This is a genomic window from Roseovarius sp. E0-M6 (assembly GCF_037083845.1).
Classification (GTDB): domain Bacteria; phylum Pseudomonadota; class Alphaproteobacteria; order Rhodobacterales; family Rhodobacteraceae; genus Roseovarius.
In genome coordinates this window covers 852,919-878,590 of record NZ_JBAPLA010000001.1, presented here as the reverse complement: position 1 = coordinate 878,590, position 25,672 = coordinate 852,919, and the positions used below count along the sequence as shown (strand labels likewise).

General features: G+C 61.5%; 1 protein-coding gene (cut by a window edge). It reads right to left on the bottom strand.

Translation table 11 applies throughout. The annotated features are described in order from the left end of the window. A protein-coding gene (locus tag V8359_RS04205) for a CARDB domain-containing protein (RefSeq protein WP_336427456.1) crosses the window boundary here: on the bottom strand, nt 1-25,672 show its 5' portion. 8,951 nt of this gene lie to the left of the window's left edge; the window shows 25,672 of its 34,623 coding nt (coding positions 1-25,672); it begins with the start codon at nt 25,670-25,672; the stop codon falls past the left edge of the window.

The window sequence follows — 25,672 nt, the reverse complement described above, 5'->3', positions numbered from 1 at the left end:
CGATCGAGATATTGGGGACGTTGTCATCCTCGAAAAAGCCGGGCAGCCCGGTGAGGTTAAAATTGATGTCCGCAGTTTTGACTGGGGCCCCGCGCCATGTGAACGACCAGGCGCGCTTGGGATCAACGGCTTGTTGATAGTAATTGTCGGCGAAACCCACACCTTTCCAGTTGACGACCTTCGGGTCCTGGAAGTTCGTGAAGTCGATCGTGTTGAAGCCCAGCCGTGTGACGGCAGTATTGGCCTTTTCGGCCTTGGTGGCAAAATCCGCCGCAAGCTTGGCGTTGCGGAACGCCGCGGCGGCGGCGGGCACCGCAACCGGGCTAGCGGTCCCAAGGGACTGAACCGAGAGGTAAGTCTGAAAGACGCCGTAGGCGAAGAAGCCTACCGACACGAGGTTCGACATGTCCTGTACCGTTGTCAGGAAACCCGAGAGCGGCACCTTCATCTGCGGCTGAACGCCCCCGGGGTCGATCGTGGTGACATGAATATCACCCAGCTTGTCCTCGCCCTCGAAGGCCAGAAGCCGTTGCACAATCTCGGAATTGACCGAGGCACCGCGATCCTGCCCGATGAAATGAAGCGGAGAGGCCAACAGGCCCGAGAGCCGGTCATCCAGATCGATCATCTCGGCATAGAAGGTGTCCGCCGCCGCCTCGGCAAAGCCGGTGTCATTGATGCTGCTCGCGTCGATCCAATCGCCCACCAGAACAAGCGAATTGGCATCCGTCGCCGATTTGCCCGCGCCGCCCACCTGAACCCAGTTGCCAACGCGGCGGCGGTCGGTTGACTCGACACCGGGATCGTAGACCATAACCACCCCGTCGCCCGCGTCCGCAATGGCCTGCGCAAGCCCGAAAACCGACGTTTCGGTCGCCTCGGGGCCCAGCAGCGGCGCGCTAAAGCCGTGGGTGACGACAGTGACCCCCGCATAACGGTCGCCTGTCTTGGGCTTTTGCGGTCTGATCACGAGGCTTGCCTCGACCGAAGGGTTCGAGGGGTCGTTATTCGAGCCCTGAAGCACCGTCTGAACACCCCAGAAATATTGTTGCCCCGCAGTGAGCACGGTGTCACTCGGTAATGCGACCCGGACCTTTCCATCAGGAAATTGCGCGCGTAACTCCGCGCCGCTCATGCGTTTTGTAAAGATACGGTTGCGGTTGCCTTCAACAGGCAGCTCGGTCAGTTGCGTGCCATCGAGACGGCTGTCGATGTAGCCAAGATTGCTGATCGCCTTGCGTTCCGCATCGGAGGAATCTGTGATGTAAAGCCCTTCGCCGGGGGCCGCGACGGAGAGCGTAAAGACCATCTCGACCAGTTCGTCGAGATTGGTCAGATCGAAGAGGAATTCGAGCGTCTCACCGGTTCCGGCCTTGCTATAATCCGGCAAGTCTATGGCACCCGTCCCGGCCGAGACTTCAAGCGGTCCGTTGGTTTCGACATTGAGATTGATGCTGGTGCGGCCCTCGGCCACGCCTCCGGTGATGCCACCGGTCACAATGGGGGCCCAACGCGAAGGTGTTCCTACCGGATTGTTTCCTTCGAACGCGCCCAAATAGATCGGCTCGGCTCCGCCACCGCCACCATCAAAGCGCGTGCGATCAAAGAGACCAAACCCGCCACGCACATCGATGTCGGTGTTGATCGAGCGCCGCGGTCCACTGGTTGCGAGGGGGGTTCCTGCTCCGTTCAGATCGTCGATAGGATGGTCATAATAATCCGGATCGCCCTTGTTTGCCTCAAGATGATCCTCGATCGCTTTCAGATCATAGGCCAGAACAATGCCTTGCCGCCCGCCCGACATGAAGAGCCGTGATCCATCCGCAGAGAGGCCAAGGTCGGTACCCCAGCTTTCGGGTATGCCGCGAGTGGCTGCGACGACAGTTGGTGTTTTCGCGCCGCCATCGGCTTTGGGGTCTGACAGCAGGTTCTTGATGATCGCGACGTTGGTGCCCGCCAGGTTGAAGCGATAGCGCGGGGTTGGATTGTTCTCGACGGCGTTCGGGTTCCGCTCGACGAAACGCGTGTCAAAGCGCCTTTGGCCGATGACATAGGCGGTTGCGCCATCGCGGCTAAAGACGATGTCGGTGGGATCGGCGATCGAAAACGGGTCGCTGCCGGAATCGTGATCCGCCCCGAGCGGGAAGTTGAAAGACACGTTGGACTGATGAGACCAGTTTTCTGGCTCTTTCACGTCACGACCTACAACCACGATAGTGCCGTTGTAGGCGCCGGTGCTGTCACCTGTAGCGGTTTGCCTGCCCCCGTCCAGAATGATCAGCTTCACCTCATTCGTGGCGGTGTCGATCCGGGTTTGGACATTTGCCGGATTGCGCAGGAATGCCCCGTTCGAGGTTCCGCGCGGGCCGATCTCGAAGATAGGTTGCACCGCTTCATCTGCCGCCTGCACCGCGGCAAGGTCAAAAATGGCTACGCGACCATTGCCGCCCTGCGCATCGCCACGGTCACTTTGAGAGACCACAAGCTGGGTAAAATCAGGGGTGAGCGTGGCGCCGGTGATCGGCCAGTCAAGATCGAGTTTCCGGGACGAGACCTTATGATACGTCTCGGTGTCGTCGGGGTTGATGCCGATGAAATAGAGCACGCCCGCAGCGCGGTCGGTTGCGATCAGGAAGTCGTCGCCACGGTCGAGGATGACCTCGCCGATTTGTGCGCCATCGATCTTGATAAAGCTTGTTACATCATCGTCGGCGGAGCCCACGTCGATCTGACGATAGAGAACCGCATCCACAACCGCGATGCCGCCCGCCCCGCTGAGCCCGACATAGAGGCGTGAGCGATCCGATGTCATCACCACGCGGTCCGGGCGCGTCGTAGGCATGTCTTCGATCGGCTCACCTGCTCCGTCAAGATGGCCAATCGGGATACGAGCCACGAGCGAGGGCCGCGGTATGCCGAAATCGTCCGCCTTTTCGCGGATCACGACGAGCTGATCCAGCTTGCCCTTAACCGTCGCGACTTCGGCACCTTCGGGTTGGGTGATTCCGCGCTCGACCGCAACGAAGGTATCGCCTGCGCGCCCCCGCAGGATAACCGGCTCCGAGACGTCCCATGCGACATCCTTGTAGCCACCGCCGGGAGCAGCGCCAAGGCTATATTCAGTGGGGCTCGGCGCCGTCACGAAATCCTGCGCTGAAAGGTAAGGACGCACGACTCGCAGGTTCGACACGGCCACGTCGCGCGGTGGCCGCACTGTCAGGATGTCGTCGCTACCTTCGCGCCGAAACTCGGCCCGCACGGCAATGCCACCCCCTGCGGCGGCCCGCAGCACTGTATCGGGCTCGGCCTGCCCCGCGTCGAGCATTTTGGCCTGAAGCTCATCAATGTCGAAATCGCCGAACACCACCCAACTGGGCAGCGGAAGTGAGGATGTCGCGGGTTGTGCCAGCCGTAAGCCACGAATTTCAAGGCGCGGATCAACCACAGCCGTGTCCTCGCTCTCGGTTACGAGAAGAGCCGTCGTCCCGGTGATGATCGGTTGCGTTCCGCCGAGCGTATTCGCGGCTGCACTGCCCACAATGGACGTCACGAAATCACCGATATCGGAGACGACTTCGACGATCTTCTCACCGATATATTCGAACGTATCCGCGTTCAGGACACTGGTGATCAGGCTGCCGACACTTCGCGGCACATTGAGGTTGATCTTACCGCTCGCACTGAGGGCGCCAATGAAAGCCCCGCCCGCCGCACCAGCAACAAAGGCGCTGGTTTGAACCACGTCTTTGAGGCCCTTGGCGACGACTGTGGTTTTCTGACCGATCTGACGGATCTTGGCGTCGTCGATCCCAAAGAAGTTGTAATCCCCCTCACCTTGAATCCCGTCATGCGGCGGCGAGGACGTGCGTGCCATACCGTCCGCCCCGACAATTCCGGTCTCAACCTCCTGATAGCCACGCACGGGCCCATCCGCGGTCATCAGGTCGGTTATGCGGTAGAACACGATCCGCGAGCCGGGCGCGAGATCGGTGGGAATGGCGAATTGCGCCGGCACCCGCATCGGGGCGTCCCCGGTTTCGAGGCGGAACGCCCCCCCGGGGGTGAACCCTTCCTCCTCGGGGAGGGGCGGCAGGCCTATGTCGTCTTGCTCCAATGTCGTGATGGTCACGTTTGTATCACGCGGCAACGCGCCCTCGGCGATGGCCACCTGATACCCATCGGCGTTTTCAACGATACCGCCCGCGCGACCCACCGGCACCGCATCGCCCACAACTGGGGCCTGCACGCGCACCGGCACAAGGAGTTCTGTCGCGCGGTAAATCACCTGCGCAATTGTTTCACCGGGTGCCTTGCCGATGATCCGCCCATCCGGGGTCACCTCGACAACATTCCCGTTCACCACGAATTTCAAAACCTCGTCGCCGCGTGTCTGGATCACATTCTCCTCGAACGGGTCAAAGAGAAGCAGTTGCCGTTCTGCACCGGGGCTGAGTGTGACAGCATCGGGATAGACATCGGTGCCATAGGTGATCAGGCTCTGGTCATACTGGCTTTGCTTGCCGACGCGCACGACAGTGGCCGCAGTCACGGCGCCCCGCGTCGCGCGAAGCAAGCTGTAGCCGTCGCTCAAGCCTTCGATCTGACCCGGGCGCAGGCGTGCAATGGTCGGATCTGCGAACTTAACGGTTATATATCCCTCGGGAAGGGCCACGCTGCCACCATCGGCGAAGGTGCCGGTGATCCCGAACGCCGTGCGCTGACCGTCGGCAAGGGTTGGGGTGCGCTGGCTGAAGCCGATCTCTTGGAGGGCCGCGCCCGATATGTCGACAGCAAGCGTTTCCGCATCGGACCAGCGATAGCCGTCGCTGGCGCGCAGGATGATCCGCCCCGGCCCGGTTCGGCCCGCTTCGGGCGTAAAGCGGATCGCGTTGCCCTCGGGGCTAAGCTCTGCCGTGCCCCCGACCGCGCCGAGGATATCGTAAAAGATCGCGTCACCCTCAGGGTCATGCGCCATCGGAGCGAGGGAAATGACGATGGACAAATCTGTATAGGTCTTCTGCGGCGTGGGGGTCAGGACCGGCGCGGCATTGGGCAGGAACCCGAAATTCTGCAAGAGGATGGCACGGTCGCCCGCATCGGCGCGCCCGTCGCCATCTATGTCCATGGGCGTCGCATCCTGTTGACCAAGGTCGGCCCCGTTCACCGCTCCGTCGCCATCGATATCCCCGGCAGCCGTGATCGTGACGCGATAAGAGCCGCTACTTACCGCCGAGAGATCAAGCTTGTGTAGGCCCGCGCGCTCGACCACGAAAAGAGCGACGCTTTCGCCCCCGACCCGCTCAAGCGAGACAGGCGTGGAGTCATCAAGCAAAATTTGGGCCGGTGCCGAGCCTTGGACGGCAACACGAAGAACGACACGCCCATTGGCCGAGGCGAGCTCGCTGTCTCGTAGCGTGAGCGTCATTGTCTCGGTCTCGCCAGAAGACAAGACCGTATCCCTTGGGGCCGGGCGCGCCAACGCGCCGAAGTGATGCGCGGCACCGGTTGTGGTAACCGCCCCCGAGGCATCATAACTGTAATGCGCGCCATCCGGTCCTGTCACCGTGACAAGGCGACCGTGCGCGCCGGTCTCATACCCATAAAGCACCGGCGATCGTCCGCCGGACCCACCGGCGAATGAAAGTTGCCCGGCATCGTCATAAAGATAGATGCGTCGTGTGCCATCAGGAAGAGCCAAGCCGGCAATTCCGCCCAGAGGGTTCGTAACCACCTGAACCGTGCTTCCGTCGGGAGCGATCACCCCGCTGTCGGATACCAGGAGGCGCACGCCGTCCTTCTTGATGGTTTTCACCGCGCCGGTGCCATCGCTTGACCATTGGCTGCCGTCAGGCATGGTGAGCGTCAGCACCGCCCCGCCGCGGCCAAAGGGCGTGTAGGGAAGACCCGAAACCTCGGAGTAGAGGCCCCCTTCCGAAGTCATCAAGAGCGGACCATCATGTTTCAGGTCATATCCCGCAGTGTCGCTTTCGAAGGCGAGCGTGACACGTTCAAAGCCCGCGATGCGCGTTACCTCGAAACGTGCAGCAAAGACGAGCCGCGTGCCGTCGGGTGCCGTAAGATGCACCCGGGTGCCTTCTTGCAGGGCGTGGCCCGCCCCCCCCGCTGGCCCGGCATCGAATGCCAGATCGGTCCAACCCGCACGCCAGCCCATGCCAAAATCACCATCGCGGGCGGCATCGCGCGCATCATAGATCCGCATCAGATCAAGCGTGGTCTCACCCAGTTCCACGCTGGCCTCAAGCTCGGAGCGGCGCAAGGTGGCCGAGGCCGCAGGCAGGATTTCGACCTGACGTTCCACGATGCTGCGCAGCCCCGCAACATCCTCGGCCTCGATCCGCAGCGTATAGAACCCCGAACTCATAAGGCCGGGCTGAATCATGCCCAAGGGGCCATTTTCAACTTCTTCGCGACCTTCGCCAAGTTCGATCGCGGGACCACCACCGGATGGCACAAGAACCGCGCGCCAGTGATCAAGACTTGGATCTTGGACCGAACCGATAACGGCTCCGGCGCTCAGAACCTCGCCGTCTTCAACAGTCAGAGTGATACTGGGCGCGGCGCGGTCTGCGGTGTCGCGTACAGCGATGGTTCGTTCCACACGCCCCACACGGCCATCTGCATCCGTGACTTCCAGAACCGCGCTGACCCGGCCGGGCGCATCGGGCACGAAGCTTGCGCGCCTGAGATGATCAAGTGCCACCTCCTCCCCGTCGATGATCAGGCGAAAACCTGTCACCGGAACAAAGCCCGCCCCCGCCGCCGACAGCGTTACCGTCTGACCGGGTTGTGCCGGAAAGCGTGGTGTCACCTCGAGCACTGCGACAGGCAGCACCGGGGCGCGCGTGACACGCAGCACCATTGTCCGGCTTACCACATCCGAACCATCGAAGACCGAAACCCGGATAACATTGTCCCCAAGGTCACCGGCCTCCGGGCGGAAGATCAACATGTTCGTCGCGGGATCGAAATCTGCTGTTTCGGGTAGGTTTTCCACGGACAGGACAAGCGTGTCATCGGCATCGGGGTCCGTGGCCGAAAGCTCAACCTGAAGCTCTTCGCCCAGAACGACCGCCCGGTGTTGAAGCTCAAGCGCGGGAAGCCGGTTCTGATTGCGGATGCGCAGGTCTACGTCTTGCTCACTGGTTGCGCCCGCTGCATCACGCACCCTCAGTTTGAGTGAGTAATCGCCGGCTTGGGTGAAGTCGGGTGTCCATTGGAATTCACCGGTCACCTCGTTCAGGGTGGCCCCCGGTGGCAAGGCCGAGACCGGCTCGAAGAGCAGGCCGTCGCCGTCAATGTCCCCCGCCAGAAGGCGAAACCTTAGCGCGTCATCCTCGCGGCCCGATTGCGGCGGTGTGGGCACGAAGACGGGGGCGCGGTTTGTATTCGTCACCACCATGGTGACGGTTTCCGACGCCGTGGCCAGCCCGTCCGTAACTGAAATTACGATGTCTTCGTATGTTCCCGCCTGAAAGCTGTGGGGTGTGAAATTCAGAATACCGCTCAACGGATCGAGCGTGGCCCCTGCCGGCAAGTTGGTGGCCGACCACGTGAGTGGGTCGGCATCGGGATCAGCAGCGGCCAGTTGAAGCGCGAGTGTGGCGCCCTCGGCGACCTCGATCTCACCCACCGGTTGCAGGATCGGAGCCCCGTTTGCGGCGCGCACGACGACATCGAGCCCCATAGTATCACTGAGTGCGTTGGCGGGCACCCCTGCCCCGCTATCGGTGACGGTGAGGGTTGCGGAGTGGCGCCCTATATCTGTTGCACCGGGTGTCCAGCGAAGGATCGCGCGGCCATATCCCGCCCCCGCTTCAAGCACGGCTCCGTCGGGAAGCCCTTCAATCCCGAAGGTCAGAGGATCGCGATCGACATCGTTGGCATTGAATTCGAAAGCCAGTTCTTCCCCTGCGACCGCGGTTAGCCCTGCCACGGGCCTGAGCGTGGGGCCAAGGTTTCCAGCTTCAACGCTGAGAATGAAGCTTCCTTGATCACTCCGGGCATTTTCAGCCACGCCGTTTCCATCATCCTCAACCGCGAGATCAATACGCCAGTCCCCGCGATCAATCTCTCGCGGTGTCAGGCGCAGGCTGACCGCGCCGGTATCGGGATCAGTCAGCAAGGTGCCGAAAGGCGCGCTTCCATCAAGGGGAACAGGGGTCGGATCAAGGTCGATCTGGTCCGCACCCGCGGCACGCGTGGCCGTGGCGGTGAACCGCAAAAGGTTGCCATCGGGGTCGACCGAGCTCAGCGGGATCTCGAGCACCTCCCCTCCGGTCACACTACGATTGGGCAGGTCCGGCAATTCAGGCGGTCTGTTGAGGTCATCCACGGTGATCGCTATGTCGATCTCGCGCACTTCCGAGAGACCGGTGCCATCCCCGTCATCGGTGACAGTCAGGCGCATCACATAGCGCCCAGCATCGTCAAAAGTCGTCTGCCAGGTGAACTGCCCCGTGCCGGGATCGTATTGCGCGCCCTCGGGAAGGTCCGTCATCTCATAGGTTACGCTGCGCCGCTGTGAGCCTTCGTAATCCAGCAACTCACCCGCCGCATTTCGTTCCGGCAAGACGTAATCAGGATTGTCAGGGTCGAACGCATCGGTGCGGAAGAAAAGCGCCTGCCCCTCGGTCAGGCGCCAGTCGTCGAACCCGGCAAGGACCGGCGCACCATTGGCGTTCGCCACGTCGATCTTGAGAACGATGCGCGTTGTTTTTCGGCCATCGGAGATATCGACCGGCAGTTCGTAAATGCCGCGCTGTGTATAGGACGGCGTCCATTCGAGCACGCCAGCTTCGGTGTCAAGCTCGGCACCCGCAGGCAGGAAGGGGGCGCTGAAGCGTAATGTTTCCCCTTCGGGGTCTGCGGCGGTCAGCGGGATGCGCAACGGATCGCCTTCGCGGGCCTCGATGGTCAAAGGGGTTGCCACGATCGGAGGCTGATCGCCCGGGACAACGCGGATATCAAAGCTCTGGGTCGTCTGTATCGCGCCATCACTCGCGCCGATCGTCACTCCTTGATAAAGCCCGCGCTGTCCGGCGCGCGGTGTCCAGACAAGCTCTTGCGTAGCATGATCGAGGAAGGCGCCATCGGGAAGGTTGTCGGCAAAATACAAAAGCCGATCTAGATCAACATCGAAGGCCACAATCGGCAGCCGCATCTCCTCGCCTTCGGAAAGCTCGATCAGGCTGTTGGGGGCTTCGACCACAGGGGCGGTATTCAGCCCCTCTGAGATCGTGATGTCCCATGTCGCCTCACCAAAGCCGCCGGCCTCGTCATAGACGCGCACAACAACGGGTGTCAGAGCGGCCGCATTCGCATCGGGCGTCCAATCGATCTGACCGGTCTCGGGGTCAAGCGTCATGCCCTCGGGCCCGCTCACCAGAACGAAACCCACCGGGTCGCCTTCCAGATCGGCCGCAGTCAGTTGATGGCAATAGGGAATGCCGACCACCGCATCGGTCGGGAAATCCTCAAGGATCACAGGCTTGGTGTTCGATCCGGGCAGAATGCGCACGCCATGAGCGAAGGCCGCCCTTTGTCCGGGGTCCAGCAGAAGGGAAACCGCCAACGCCGTGGCACTTTCATCCGGAAGAAGAAGTCCGTCTTCACCCAGACCGGGTGTGAGGTCTATCAGCCAGATATCGTTCGCGCGTTGCCCCAGAAGCGGGGTGCCGTTGCCAGTGGGGTCATTTGCATCAAGCGTAAGCTGCAAGGGCGCACCAAGAGGGCGCGTGCCGGTATTCGTGACGATCACTTCATAGGTTGCGACCCCGGTGGCGCGATCAAATCGCGTGTCACGATATTCAATCCGCACGTTTGCCGTTACATCGTCAAGCCGCGTGAATTCCACGGTGTGCGGCACTCCGAGCGCGACACCCCGCGCACTACGGACATCCGCAGAAACGCTGAGCGCGTAGACACCACGCGGCAAAGCTGCAAACCGCAGCGTCACCTCCCGCATTGCGGGGTCATAGCCGAGTTCCGTTATCGGAAGGATTTCGCCATTTCCGTCGATAAGGGCGAAGTTCACCGGGTCGAGAACTGATCCCGGGCCCGATGTTGCCATGTCGTCATCGAACCGGAGCGAAAAGCTTGCGACCGGGCGCGATGTTATTTCACCATCCTCAAGGGTGCTCGCCACGACCTGAGGGGTATAAAGGGGCCGCAGGACATCAAGCCCTTCGCCATGCGCCACGACGACACGACCATCGTTCAGCGCGGTGATCCCCTCGGCGCGGAGCATGGCGGCGGCCACACTCACCACCTCGTGCGAGGCCAGATCAAGGGCGAATATCCGCGACAGACCGTCATCGGCGGTTCCGCTGCGCACCGAAGTAAGGAGTGCCAGACCCGCGAACTCGGTGCCCGTGACCCCGAACGCCAACGAGTCGACCGGCGCATCGAGGGAGGCCACTACCTCGGCGCGGCCCGTGGTATCAAAGCGCAGCACCCGACCCCGGTCAGGCCAGCTTGTCCCCCAAAGTGCGCCGTCCGGTGCAAATGCCAGATCGTCCACGCGGGTTTCGGCAAAGGCGGTAAAGGTGCCGCTTTCTGGGTCGAACCGGGCGATGCCGTCGCCCGTCGAAACATAGATCGCCCCATTCCGCGACACTGCCACCGATTGTGTGATCCCGTCACCGTATCGATCGAGGATGTCGCCTGTCACGGCATCAAGCTCAAGCAGCGCGCCCCCACCACTTGTTGCCCAGAGCCTGCCATCAGGCGCGAGGGCAAGATCGTAGAGAGGCACGTCGAGGCGGGCCAAAGGCTCTTCTCCGCCCTGCCCTTGCGCATCAAGACGATAGAGCCAAGCGCGGTCCGGCCCGCCTGAATATAGAATGCTGCCATCCGCAAGCCCCAGAACCGCCAGCGCGCCAATGCCACCTTGGCTTCCCGTCAACCCGTCAACCAGCGCCTCGAAGGCGAAGGGGGCGACCGCCGTTGCAAATGCGCCGGGGCGTAGTGGCGAAATGGTGGCGGGCACCGCGTCGAGAGTCTCAAGGAAAAGCGCATTCTGCGGGGTGGTTTGCGTGGGCTCCGCCGGAGGAAGCGGTGTGGCAGCCGTGGTTTGATCAACGTCCGAACCTCCGAGGTTGACCGGCGTATCGGCCAGATCGCCATCGGCGCCTATGCCTGCCGGCGGCGTGTCGCGATTGCCGGAAAGATCACGCGCAAGGACAAGGATATCCACCGCTGCGCCGGGCGGGGCCGAATAGACGAATTGGCCGGTTTGCTCGGCCCGGGCCACGATCCGGTAATTGCCGCCATCCAGCGACGCATAGATATGCGCGTCGCGGACGCCTGACCCATTATCCTGCGCGGTCCAATCGACACGGTAATCATCTGTTCCGGGGATGCGAGTGACGGTGTAGGAGGTTTCCGGCGCGGTTTGGTCGATCCGCGTCGTGATCGGCACCGTATCCTCGGGGGCCGACACATCGAGGATCACCCGTGCCGTGGCGGTGATCGTCGCACTGTTGGCCGCGTCCTCATCGGCAGTCACCCGGTAGCGCACCGCGCCTGTCTCACCGGGGCGCAACAGACCACTCGGATCGTCCCCCTCAAGCAGCTCACCGGTGTTTGCATCTATGGCCTGGAGAAGCCATGTGGCGGTGCGGCTTTCTAGGTCGATCCCAGCAGAGGCACGCAGGACAAAGCCACGCGTGGCGGTCAGATCAATCTCGGTTTGATAGACAAGCCGCCCGGCGGGCACCTCGATGCTCAGATCGCCAAGGGTCAGCCCGCCCAACTGAAAGCTGCGCGCCTCCAACGCGTCGTCCAGCGTTGTGATGATACGCAGTTCGCGCGCGGGCCTCGGGCTGGCTTCATTGAGTGTGACCTCGATTTCGTAGGGCAAGCTCGCGTCGCCCGGCACCCAGTTGTCGTCACCCGCGCCCAACGGGCCCCGCATGGTCGCGGTGCCGGTGTCATCGGCAACGCCCGCAATCTCGCGGAACCGATCAAGATCAAGATCCTCAAGCACACCGGTAGTGGCATCGGAGCCAAAATCCGGAAGTTCGATCGCGCCTTCGCCCAACCATGGGGAAAAGACGTTAAACGCCGTGAAGGTGGTAGGCCGCTCAAGCGCAAGATCAAATTGTTCAAAGCCCGGAAGCTCCGGCACAGGGACTTCGTAGGGGAGGCCTTGAGGCGGTTGCCGCACGTCAAAGCGTGCGATCGGCGCGGGTTCACCGGGGGTGTCACCATACCACTCCCGCACCTTGGCATAGAAATCCACCAGATCGCCCGTGCTTCTGATGTCGTCACCGGCAGGTCCCAAAAGCAAGCCTTGGCTGAGTTGCGCGACAAGGCTCGTGACCCTCGGACGTTCGAAGACCGGAGGTGCGTCTGTCGCCTCTCGCAGAAGGCCCGCCTGTTCCAGCGCGGCAAGAAACCCGTCGGTCCACATGTCAGCATCCGCAGCCAGCGTCTGCAAGGAAGGTGTCGCCTCGGCATCGGAAAGCACCGCCTGCCGCAGTTTCTCGGCCTCGGTTCGCTGGGCCGCCACAAACTCTTCTCGCGTCATCGGCGTGGCCGCGGCCACAACATTGAACTGAAAGGGAAGATACCAAGGTAGGTCACCTGATATGACTTCGAAGGCCGGATTGGTGAAAATCTCATGAATGAGGGGGTCCACAGCTTCCAGCGCGTCGACCCCGGCCCCTAGCGCATCCGCCTCGGCCAGATCCGGGAAGCGGGTGTAAAGATAGGATTTGATGCCTTCGAAATCGCGGTCGATCAGCGCCTGAAGGCCGGGATAGGTCTGCACCGCAAAACTGAGTTGAGCCTGTCCCTCGGCCTGAAGATCAAACGCATACCCCGGCGCAAGAAGCTGTCCGCCAAGGTTCACAGGCGATTGTGTCCCGCTCAGCCCGTCGGCCGGGTTATCCGAACCATCTCCCAGATTTGTGGCGAAACTCAGGAACGGAAGGCCATACGCAAAATCGTTGCTACCCATCTCGGGGGCGCCGAACGCGAAATGCACATAGGGGGTGTCGACATTGGTCAGGCTGTCCACCACCACCGAATAGCGGCCGGCCTGTCCTGCGGGCACCACGCGCGGACCGCCCAGACCCACGGTCACATCGCGCTCGACCTGACGCTCCACAAGATAGCGGTAAGGCAGGATCGCCTCCTCTCCGTCCGCATTCACGACGATCACATCGTAAAGCCCGTGGGCGGCGCCCTTGAGGTCGAAGGTCGCGATCAGGCGGGTCGCGTCGACGCGTTTGACCGAAACGGGAAGGAACTCCGCGACGCCCGGGCGGCTAAGCTTGGCGACGGCGCCGGGCAGGATGCCCGCGCCTTCGATGCTCATCGTCACGAAGCGGGCCGATCCGCCCTGATCTGGTGTGACCTCAGTGATCTGAAACGGCAGAATGTCGGCGCGCAGCGTGTGGTCAGTTTCCAGCGCGGCACCGTCGCCTCCGAAACTGCGAACAAGGACATAATAGGTGCCCGCCTCGGTGGAGGAAATGACCGCGTCTTTTCGCGTGCCGAAAACCGAACCGTGCGCTGCGTCGAAATGTGACTGGGTGGGCGGCGATCCGGCCCGAAGGAAAATCTCGTTCGGCACGTTCGGATCACCACCCGTGAGCGAGACACGCAGTGTTTCACCGGCGGGCACCTCGATGCGATAGAGCCGTTCCTCTGCCCCATCAAGCGTGACTGTCCGCGCAATCCCGAGTGGAAGCAGCGGGCTTTCGACTGAAATGGGGGCTGCGCCCGCCGTGGTGTTATTGGCCTCAAAAGCTGCTTCGTTCACCTCGTCGCGCGCATCGGTGCGCACCAGAACGCGCCACGCGCCATCGGCAAGGATCGGTAACGCGGCCTCGATCTGCGCCTCATAGCTTGCACCCGGGGCAAGCCCGTCGGAATGGTTGAACCGTCCCAGAAACGTGTCCCCGATATCCCAGCTGCCGTCCCGCGACAGATAGACCGCATCGCTCCAGCGGCCCTTGGCTTCGGCTGCGGACTGGTTCGTGACGGTCCAGTTTACCGTCACCGTATCGCCCGGCGCCCGCCCGCCCGCGATGCTTACGTCACGCGCAATCAGATCGGCGGGGGGTTCCTGTTCGATCAGGAGCGGTTGCGCGGAGGCGCGGATGTTTTCATCAGCGCCATCCTCAAAAACGCGGCCCGAGGGGGATCTGTCCGAAACCGGATCGCTCAGGACAAACACGAAGTAGCTGCCTGACAATCCCTTGGGCAGCCGTGTCGCGAGATCGATCTCGCGAAGTTCACCTGATTCCAGCGGGGTCTGATGATCATGAAATCCGAGGAAGAAATCGGTGCGCGGATCAAGCGACTCATCGCGCGACAGATAGACCAGATCGCGCCAGCCTCCGCCCGTGGAACGCGCACCACCGTTGCGAATCGCATAACTCACCGTCATTGGCTGACCGGTGACGGCGCGTTGCGGGATATTCAAGGCACTGACTGTCAGATCGGCGGTGTCCGCTCGTGTCACGCTGATCTGTGCTGTGGCGGTGTTGTTGCCCTCATCCGCGAACTCCGGCACCTCGTCCGAAGTGGCGCGCAACCCGCGAAGTCCGGCGCGGATCGTCGAGGGCTGATACGATCCGCCTTCATCCGACGTGGCGTCGGTTTCGACAAAGATCGTAAAGTCACCTTCGATCCCCAGCGGCAAGTCCACATTGATCGTTTGATCATAGGTGTCGCCAACATCAAGCGCACCGACGTGCCGCACCTCGCCGATCAAGTGATCCTGCCGGTCAAGCGCGCCGTCGACCGAAAGAAAGATACGATCATACCAAAGTGTTTCACGGGTGGCCCGGCTGCCGTCATTGAGCACGCTATAGCGTATCTCGACCGCCCCCCCGCTGCTTGCCTCGGGCGGGACCGTCAACTCTGTGATCTTCAGGTCGGGTTCTGCATAGGTGACATCCAGCACCCCGCGTCCGAAATTACCGGTCGGGTCGCTGTCATCTTCAAAGACGCTCGATTCATAAAAGCTGGCGGCGTTACCGATTACCCCGGAAATCTGCTCGGACTTGGGTAAGGCGCCAAACCTGGCCACGTCGGTAGCCACATGCAAGAAGTAATCCCCGGTTGTTCCCGGCGGCAGGGTCAGTGTCGCGCTCTCGGTATAGCTCGCGCCGTTTTTCAGCCCTGCCCCCGCATTGTGGATCACCTGCCCCAGCAAAGTCGCGCGGTTTCTATCAAAGACCGCATCACGAGAAAGCCAAACGGCGTCGCGCCAGTACTGGGTGCCCTCCCAAAGGTCGCCGCCCACATTTTGCACCGTCCAGGTCACCGTGACGGGCTCACCGGATTGAGCCCCCTCCGACGCGCTGACGGCGATCACCCGCAGGTCCGAGGGTGCGTTGCTGACATCCGCGGTACCCGAACCCCGATTGTTGGTTTCGTCATCCTCGACGACCGCCTGCCGTCCGCGCACAGAGGCGTCGGTGATCACATGAACGAACGTCCCTGCGGCAGATGGCGGCAGATCGAAACTCTGTGCCGCGTCGTAATACCCGTCAGGAGCGATGCCCGCGTCGCGCCGGACATCGCCGAGATGCCAGAGCGTTTCGCCCGGCGCACCAAGGGTCTCGCGGTTGCTCAGGTAAACGCGGTCCACCCATCCGCCATCCGGTGTGTCGACAAGGCCATCGTTCGTCACACGCCAAGAGACACGCAACTGATCCAGCCCGGCCCGCACCGGCCCATCCGAGGACACATCCGAAACCACCAAATCAGGACGAACCGGCGTATACCCCAAGATATCGATCGCACGACCCTTGTAGTTGTTGTTGTCAAGCTCGTTGGGATCATCGGGATTGATATTGATGGCCAGAGTGTCTTCGGCCACCACGTCATAGCTGTCGGACCAAGGGGTGATGAAATACTGCCCCGAGGGTAGATCGGACGGGATGCGCACCCGCACTGTCATCTCATAGCTGTCATCCTTGGCCAATCCGCCGCGATGGGTGACAGTGGCCAGAAGGCGGGCCGAGTTGCCCTTGAGAAAATCCGCTCCCTCGACATCGGCAAAGGCGGACGTGTTGGGCCGACGCGGGTCGCGCGCGATCCAAATCGTGTCACGCCACGTATCATCAAGCGTGTCACCCTGCCCTTTGTTCGTTACCCGGTAGCGGACTTCTATTTCCGAACCATGCACCGCCTGCGCGGGGGCCACGACCGCATCGGTCACAAGGTCTGGACGCGGCAGCGCGCTCACGCCGAATTTCGCGCTGCGCTGATTGTCGTTGTCGAACGGATATTCATCCACGCGCGCGTTGCTGTCCGCCGAGACGATCACATAGGCATCACCCGACCAACGTAGCGGCACGGTGCCTATATCCGAAACGACTGAATAGCGCTCACCCGGTTCAAGGCTCAGCGGGTTGCCGGTGCGGCTTATCAGCACGTCATCTGAACTCAGCCTGTCATCAAGCGACAAATAGACTGAATCCTGCCATTCGCCGGTGGCTGAAAACGCGCCCTGATTGATAATCTCGAACGTCGCTTGAACAGAGCCCCCGGCACTCACCGACGGGGCCACCGTGACCGCAGCCACCTGCAAATTGGGCCGCGGATCAAGCGTGACCGTCATCGGGCGATCATCGCTGCCGGTATTGTTGTCGCGCGCCGCGCCCTCCTCATAGATGCCGCGGTTGAAATTGGTCACGACCGTGAGGCGATAGGCCCCTTCGATCCGCTCCGGAAGGCGGAATCTTTCGGTTCGTTGATAACTTTCGCCAATTGCCAGCGAACGTGTGTTGAGGAAGGTTCCGATCGTTATCGAGGGTTTGGACGTGTCCAGCGGCACGAGGACAAGACGGTCGGTCCATGAGCCCTCAAGGCCGGCCGCCCCGGCGTTGCTCACGCGCCATGCGACGTCGATCACCGCGCCTTCGGCTGCGGTCTCAACCGTGGCGATATCGGTGACTTGCAAGTCCGGAGACGGCGAAAGAGTGACCGTGACAGGCGCGGCATCGGACCTGTTGTTATCCGTAAAGACGAACTCGTAAGGCCCGCCCGTTTCCACGGAGACATAAAGCTGACCCTCAACACCGTCCGGCACCCGGATCGTCGCGGTTCGCCGGTAGCTGTCGCCGACCTGAAGAACGCCAAGATGCGTATACGGCACCTCGGCCACCTTACCTGTCCCATCGGGATTGCGTGACAGGACAACCTTGTCCGACCAAGAAGACAGGTCGGTCGCGCCGATACCGTCATTCCGGACCGTCCAAGACAGCGAAAGATCGGTGCCTGACAAGGCCCCGCCCGCCGCCTCGATCGAGGTGACCTTGAGATCGGCATAGGGCTTTCTCGCTATATCGACCTCATGCGGCACCGCGCCCCGATTGTTGTCGGTCTGACCATCCTCGAAGACATCGCCCACGGTGTCAGCCACCACGTAAACCCTGAGTCTGTCAGAAAACGCGCCGGGGAACGTGATCGCTTCAGATCGCAGATAGCTCTGGCCGGGCATCAACGCACCGGAGCGCGCGAAACTGCCCAACAGGATGTCATCGGCATCCCCAAGCACCTCATCACGCGAGGCCCACACCTGATCGGTCCAACCGGATTCGTCGCCTTGCTGATCGGAAACATTGGTGACACGCCATCCCACCTGAATCACCGCCGGGTCGGCCACGGTGAGCGGCGGCGCGGTGACCTCGCTCACCGCCAGATCGGAGTGATCGGTCAAAGCGACGGTCAGTGCGCGGGCCAAAGCGTTGTTATCTTCGGCCGCTCTTTCCTCGACACGGTCGGTGGCATCGGCCACCACAAGGACCTGCCAGTCGCCCCGCACGTCGATGGGCAAGCGCAGATCAACGCTCTGATTATCACTGCTGCCGGCCAAGAGCGCGCCACGCTCGGCACTTGTATGAAGCACGATATCGGTTCCGTCCGCCACCCCGTCGCGGGACAGAAGCACCCTGTCCCGCCGGCCCGCGATCGCGGTGCCAAAGCCGGTATTCTCGACCGTCCAGGCAACGGTGATAACCTCGCCCGAGGTGGCTGTGTCAGGGGCCGAAAGGTTGGCAACCGTCAGGTCGGGAGTGGCCAGCCCGAAAACATCATCGTCAAGCGCAGAATTCTCTTCGCGCCCCGCCTCGAATATCTGGTTGCCGCTGTCGGTGAGGACGAGAAAACGCCACGTGCCATCCGGTAGCGTGGGCAATGTCACCTCAAGCGAGGCATCGGCCGTTTCACCGGGGGCCAGCCCCACGTTATGGGTGAATGTCCCCAGAAGCCGCGCGCCCCCAAGGCCGCCGCTCTGGGTCAGGTAAACCCTGTCTGAGAAGGGTGCGCGCGCGTCGCCTTCGCCGGAATTGCCGACACGCCAAGTAACGGTGGCGGTGTCGCCGGGCGATCCCTCGGCAGGGCCTTCAACCTCTGACACGACAAGATCTGCAGCCGGCGCCGCCGAGATCGTGACAGGTTCAAGACCGGTGGTCGCGTTGTTGCCTTCGTTGCCGCCCTCGTTCTGGATTGAGGTGCCGTCCGTCAGCACGATAAGACGCCACGCTCCGGTCAAGCCGCCGGGCACGGTGACCTCAGTGGTGTTGGTATAGCTTTGGCCGGGGGCAAGTGCGCGCGGGGCCGATACCTCGGCCAAGAGCGTATCTCCGGCATCGAGCACCGCATCCTGCGAGAGGTAAAGCCGGTCGGACCAGTCGCTATCTGTGGCTTGCGTGCCTTGGTTGGCCACCCGCCACGAAAGCGGCACCACGTCGCCCCAGCTTGCCGCTGTGGGGCCTGCCACAGCCTCGACCACCAGATCGGGCGCGTCCCCCGCCGTCACCGTCAGTGGTAGCGCGGGGCTTGTGTTGTTCGTCTCGTTATCGCCCTCAATCACCGTGGCCGCGCTGTCGGTGATGATCGCAAGCCTGAACGCGCCTTCAATATCACCGGGCAGCGTGACATCAAGGCTGACCGCGTCGCTTGCACCGGCCTCGAGTTGCCCACGCTCGACCGAGCCCAGCACAATGTCGTCTTCATTCCCGAACGTGTCATCCACACTCAGAACAACGCGGTCGGTACGTGCGCCCGCCAGGTCATCGCCTGTGTTGCTGGTGCGCCAGTCAACACGCACGACGCCACCGGCCACCGGCGCACCCGTCACGCTGGGCGCGTTCGTAACGACAAGGTCAGGATAGATCTTTTCCCGCGCGACGAAGTCCAACACGGTTGCGTTGTTGTTCTCGGCGTCGCCATCGGCATTCACTTCGATAACCGATGTCGCGCTGCCATTGTCGAGAAACAGCCGAAACTGCATGTTTCCGACGCCCAGACGTCCTTCGGGAAGCTGAACGGTGAAACTGCGCTGGCGTTCGGCCCCGGCGGGTAAAACGGTTCCGGCCTCCTCGGGGAAGTCTATGCGTTGGTTTAACAGTGTGGACCGTTCAGATTCATTCCTGAGAACGAGAAGCGTGCGGAAAGGCACCGGAACATCCGCGTTGCCTGTATTGCGCACTGTCCAGGAGAAGGTCACGCTATCCCCGGCCTGCGGTTCATCAGCATCCATTGCGAGATCCGCGACCGTGAGGTCGGGGGCCGAAATCAGGTCAAACTGTGTTTGATTGTTATCCTCCGCGGTTCCCGCGTCATTGCCTTCCTGCACTTGTTGATCAAGGTCGGTGGTGACGTCGAAACCAAAGAGCCCCGTTCCCGCAAGACCCTCGGGCCAGACGAAGGTCAGCGTGCGTTCGACCGTGCCGTTAGGCGGGACGGTTCCGTCAGCGCCCGGATCATAGACAAGGCTTTGCAGGTCAATCGTCGGCGCTCTGAACTGGCTGAGATTGCGAATACGCACCTGATCGGCAAAGGTCTGCGTTACGGTGGCCTCTCCGGCATTGCGCAACGTCCAGTGCACGGTCACCGTCTGGCCGGGCGCATAGCCGCCGGCTGGGTCCGCACGGATATTCTCGACCACGAGATCGGGCAGCTGATCATTCAAGGCGACGAACGAAACCGACGCGAGATTGTTGGCTTCGCGCGCCAGCCCGCCCGATGTTTCGTTCACCGCGTTCGCGATATCGAGTTCCACCTCCGCCACCAAATCCCCTGCGCCAAGCGCGCCGGACGGAAGGCTGAGCTGTGCTTGCCGTGTCAGTGCGTCGCCGGGTCCGAGCAGCGCCGAAGCGGGCGACGTCACGCGTACGCCCACGATCTCGCCGGTATCGACGCGCCGCAGGATCACCCGGTCCCGGCCTGGTATCGCGCTGCTCTCACCCGCATTGGTAACGGTCCATGACACTGTCAGCGGGCTACCCGCTTGCACAGGTCCGGCTGCTGCGACCGTGACATTGGATGGAATCAGGTCAGGTGCGTCGCGTGATGCGGAACTCGCCGGGGCCGCCGCGCGACGCGGAGTTTCGATGAGGTTCAGGCTCAGGGTCACCGGATCGGTCAGAAAAGCGCGCCCTTCGATCAGCAGGACATATTCCCCCGCTCCCGCAAGCGAGAACGTATCAAGGTCCGCCACCGATGACGCCGCAAAGATTTCCCGCCCGCCCGGTGCGATCAGGCGCCAGCTTACGTTACTGACCCTGCCCTGCCCCAACGCGATCTTGAACCGTTGTCCCGCCTCGCCGTCAAACCTGTAGGCACGGGTCAGCGACCCCGGATCAAGAAGCACCTCGACCGGCGCGCCGGGCGTGATCTGGGGTGTTTCGGCAAACCTCAGAAGCCGGAAGGGAAGTTCGGTGATCTGATCATCTGATCTGGCAACCTCGAGCGTATATTCACCGGCGGCAAGGAACTGCCGCGAGATGTCACCCCCGTCCGTCGAGAAACGCGATGCATCCCCGATCCGCCGACCCATTGCGTCCCTGAAGACCCACCATGCGTCCGAATCATTGAGCAGCGCATCGAAATAGACCTCTCCGGCCTCGGGCATCGTCATGCTATAGAACAGGCGGCCGCGCACGTCCGGCGGCGTATCATTGCGGCGCACCCCGAAGTCGAGCATATGGGTGTCGTCGACACGCTCGAACAAGCGAAACTCATAGGTCAGCGGGTCGTCGCGACCATGCGGCGGAAGAATAATCAGATGCCACGTGCCGGTGGCATCCAGTATCATCGGAGACAGGTCGTCGATGCTTTGTGCCGGCATTGCCCGCCCGTCTGGCGAGACAAGCTGAACCTGAATGCTGTGGGTCGAGACCGCCAGCCTATCGAGGATGAGTTCCTGTCCCACCCTGCCTTCGAAGTGAAAGACACGCCTGTCGCTTGAGACAGGTTCGGTTGCCATGATCGGGTCGCCCAACGTGATCGGGGTTCCAACCGACAGATCAAGAAGCCGCACGCCGAAGGGCGCAAAATCTCGACTGGCAACATAGCTTAGCTCATACGTCCCCTGCGGCAATGTGAAAAGCCTTGATCCGGCGTTGTCGATACGCGCACCGGCAACCTCGCGCGCTTGGGTGTCGCGGATCGCCCAGTTGATGCTCTTGGTGTTTACAAAACGATTATCGAGGTAAAGCGTCTTGGTCTCATCCAAGGTGAAGGTGAACCGATCCGTCGCGCTGCGACGCGGCAACTCGACCATCGCGACGTCATTCAGTTCGATCGTCTGCGCCGCGTTTGACAGGCGCGTCACCGACACGGTGCGCGGCATGCTGTTGCCCGCGTGCCCGTCGATGATCAGAAGATAACGGCCGGTTTGACTGGCCTGAAAGCTGACGAATTCAAGAAGATTCCGGTCAGAAAGCTCTGTGCCATCCGGCGCGAGGACGGAATAATACTGAAAATCCCCATCTGAAACCATATCGAGCGCGACATGCTCACCCTCTACCGCGTCGATGGTAAACACCTGCATCGCGTTTCCGGGGCTGAGCAAGACCGTCTCTGTCACACCAAGCGTGAGGGACGCCCCCGCATCGGCATCAAGCAGCCTGAACGCATAGGGCCTGCTGCCCGAGGTCGCCTCGACATCAAAGCGATAAGTGCCCGCTGCAAGCTCCAGAATGTGTGTATCGTCGATTTGATCGGCCCGGTCATACAGCTGAAAGAGTTGTTGATTGATGCGACGGATGGCAACCTGACCAAAGCGGTCATGCACGCGGATGTTTACCTGGTTCAGGTTTGTCTGGCCGTCGATCAGAATTCGCGTTGGTTCATTCAGGGTGAGGACATAGCTCTGCGGGGTCGCCGGATCGGGGATTGTCCCCGACACTGTCTCACCAACCGTAAGCTGTGTGCCGGTCAGCGTCTCGGGCGCTTGGTTACCCGTTTCGCGCAAGACGAACGCATAGCTGATTTCGCTATCCGGAGCATTGGTGCCGTACCCAGATACCATCACGGTATAGGTGCCGGTTTTGCGCAGGAGAATATCAGGAACGTCTCGCAATGAATTGAACGAGACGATCCTGTTTCCGTCCGGATCGTATATCGCGAATGACTTGTTGCCCGAGTGTGACAGAACATCAAACTCGATCACCTGCCCCGACGTTCCGGAATACGTAAAAAGACGCGCCTCGCGACCGGGGGTTCGTATCAGTGGGGTGGACACGTCACCTGCTAGCGGAATCGCATCGGCATGGGGAATAAGATTGAACGCATAATCCCCGGTGGCACTGCCGCTTGCAGTGATGACCACCTCGTAATCCCCGGGCGGCAGATCAAGCCGAGACAGCACGAACGAGCCGTTGCGCATGTTGACCGGACCCACCCAAGGCAGGCCGTTACGTTCGATCCGCCAATGTAACGAGGGGTTGTCCGACAGCCCGTCGAACCGGAAAATTTGCTGGTTTGTCAGCGTGAAGGTGTGGCGCCCTTCATCCATCGGATTGGTTATGGTGCCAGACACTTCGACGCCGGGCGTCATGGCTGCGCTGCGCTGCACGGCTTTTGTCACGCGAAAAGTGGTCTCAAATCCGTCGTCCCGGTTTGCACGCTCATCAATGACCAATGTGTAGCGCCCCGGCACACGCGTCAGATACGTCATGTCATCGCGGAAAAATGCCCAGCTGACCCGGTTCCCCTGTGGGTCGAAAAGCATCCAATAGGCATCGCCGGTATAGCTTCGGCCATCCAGATAAACCTGTTCAAGACCGGCCAGATCGAAATGCCGCACAATGGCGTTGCCGTCCCCTGCCGACGTGATCGTGATATCCTGATCAAACGGCAGTTCCGTGCTCGCGGACAGATTCCGCAGCACGAAGCTGTAATCAGGTGTCGCGTTTCCACGCGGGCTGAGCCGCAGGAAATACTCGCCGGGGGGAAGGCGGAAAAACCGGGCATCATTGTTGAAATCATCGAGATCGGGATCAGTCCCAAGGCTCAGTTCTAGGCCCTGCGCATCCAGCACTGTCCATCGCACCGGCGCATTGTTCAAGGCGTCAAGGTAGAGCAGCGCACCTTCGGCAAGGGTGAAACTGTGATCGACCTCACCAAAGATCACCGGTAAAGAGCCATCCACCTGTGCGCCGACCTCCAAGGGCACAGTGCGCCGCGTGGCATCACGCAGCGTCAGGTCATAGGTCATCGGGGCCGATTGCCCCTCGCGCGGGTCGAGGATGATCAGGTACCGTCCGTCGCGCTCCGCCTCAAAAAAGGTATCGGTGCCGGTGTTGCCCGTCCTCACGGTATCCGCGCCATCAGGGCCGACAACATAGAGCAAAGGTGAATAAAACGTATTCTGTCCCGAAAGTTCATTGAAATCGAGGGCGATCCGCTGACCCGCCTTTGCGTCGATCGCGATGCGAAGTGCCTCTTCTCCGGGGGTGAGCGTGCCGGTTATGCCTTCGCCGAACGCCCGCACGGGGGCTGTCGCATCATCGAGAAGCCTTATGCGGGCGCTGCCTGTTTCGTCGGTATTCGCATAAACCCGCAGAATGTGTTTGCCTGCGGCCACCGAGAAATGCCGCCCCCATGGGTCTAGGTTTATGGATTGATTTGTAACGATCGCCCCATCCGGGCCAACAAGGTCGAACCGCAAATTGCCCCGTCCAATACCGGATTCGAAAAGGTCGACCAGAATCGAGGTCGGCGTCGCGATGTCGAATTCGTATTCCAAGAGACGCCCGGGAAAGTCGATATCCGCATCGACCACGCTTCCAAGGCTTGTCGCCACAGGTTCCGGCGATGCCCGGTAAAGTGTCGCCTCATAGGTTAGCCGGTTATTGTCGTCGCGCCGGAATTCCAGCCGATAGGCCCCGTCCTGCGGCGCGACAAAAGCTTCCCCGCTTGACACGAAATCGTTCAGGTCGGCGATCAAACGACCATCGGGACCGAACACCTCGACCTCCATGTCGCGCTCATTATGATCTGCGTTTGGTCCCGTCACCGAAGTGCCGTCGAAAAAAAGCCGCTCACCGGCCTCAAGGTCGACCGTGCGTATCTGAATCGCGTGATCTTCCTGAAGATCCACTGTCAAAGACTTTCCGGGCGTCATAGGTTGGGCGTCGGCCAAGATATCCAGCAATCTCAGCCGGTAGTCCCCCGCCGCTTCTGCTGTCGGACGAACGATCAAGGAATAATCCCCGGCCCGGAGCGACGCGGCGTAACGCGTGCTCGGCTGGTATCTGTTCGCGCGCATTTCAAAGAGCTGCGCCGTCGCCCCTTCGAGCAAAACCTCGATATCCGGGTTTTCCAGCGGCATATCCAGAATGACATCTGTCGCCGCAGGTAATGTGAAATCATACCGGTGAATTTCATCACTGGCCGTCAGGGTGCCGGTAAGGTCTTCGCCGAGTGTGGCCATTTGCACTGTGCGGGTTGTGGGCGTGACGGAATATGTGCCCGACGCGCCGATCCGGAAACTGTAAGAGCCCGTCCGGTCAGATTGACCCAACGCAGTAAACCAATACTCCCCAGCCTCAAGATCAAGGAGTTCGGGGGCGTCCGCCGCGTTCAGATTGAAACCCGACGCGACGGTGCCTTCCCGGCTTCGCAAAACCCAATTGATAAGGGACGCCACATGATCACCGCTCAACGCGACACGTGTATCGGCTCCTAACGAAAAGTGGTGAATATGCCGTTCGCCCGGCGTGTCGATCATCGCCGTGGTGGTGGTGCCGGGCGTGTATGTGAAGATTTCCTGAGTGCCCAAAGTCGCGCGAAATCGTATGGGCACGGGCGCGGTTTCGTCCAGATCAGCATCGAGGATGAGCGTGTATCGCCCCGGCCTGTCCAGTGTTCTGGTGGTATCGCGCAGCGTGTTCGTTCGCTCGACACCGCCATCGGGGCGTACAATGCTCAGCGAGCCGGCATTTGTCTCCGCCTCAAGCATGTCTAGATGCAGGACGTCCCCGGCCTGAGCCTCGAAATGAAAGACCTGCTGACCCGCCGGCGGGAGCGTTACTGTTTGCTCGGATCCAAATGACAGTTCGGGATCATCGGAAAGATCATTGAGCGCGAATGCATACGCGCCTGTCTGCGCCTCTTGGCCCGAAACGGTCAGATTGTAGGTGCCCCGTGCCACATCAAGAAGGGCGGGCGCGTTACGGCTGCGCCCGTCGGCACGGTCGAGGGTGCTCCCCACATTGACATCGCCCGGACCAGACAACCGCCAATTCAGTTCAGAAGGCGTGAGGCTATCAAAGCTGACCCGCGTCGGTTCCGCGAATGTGATCGCGTAACTGTCTTCTTCGCCCGGTGCGGAAATGGTGCCAGCGATGGGAAAGAGATCGGCCGAAAGCAATAATCTTGGCTCGAACGTCTCCAT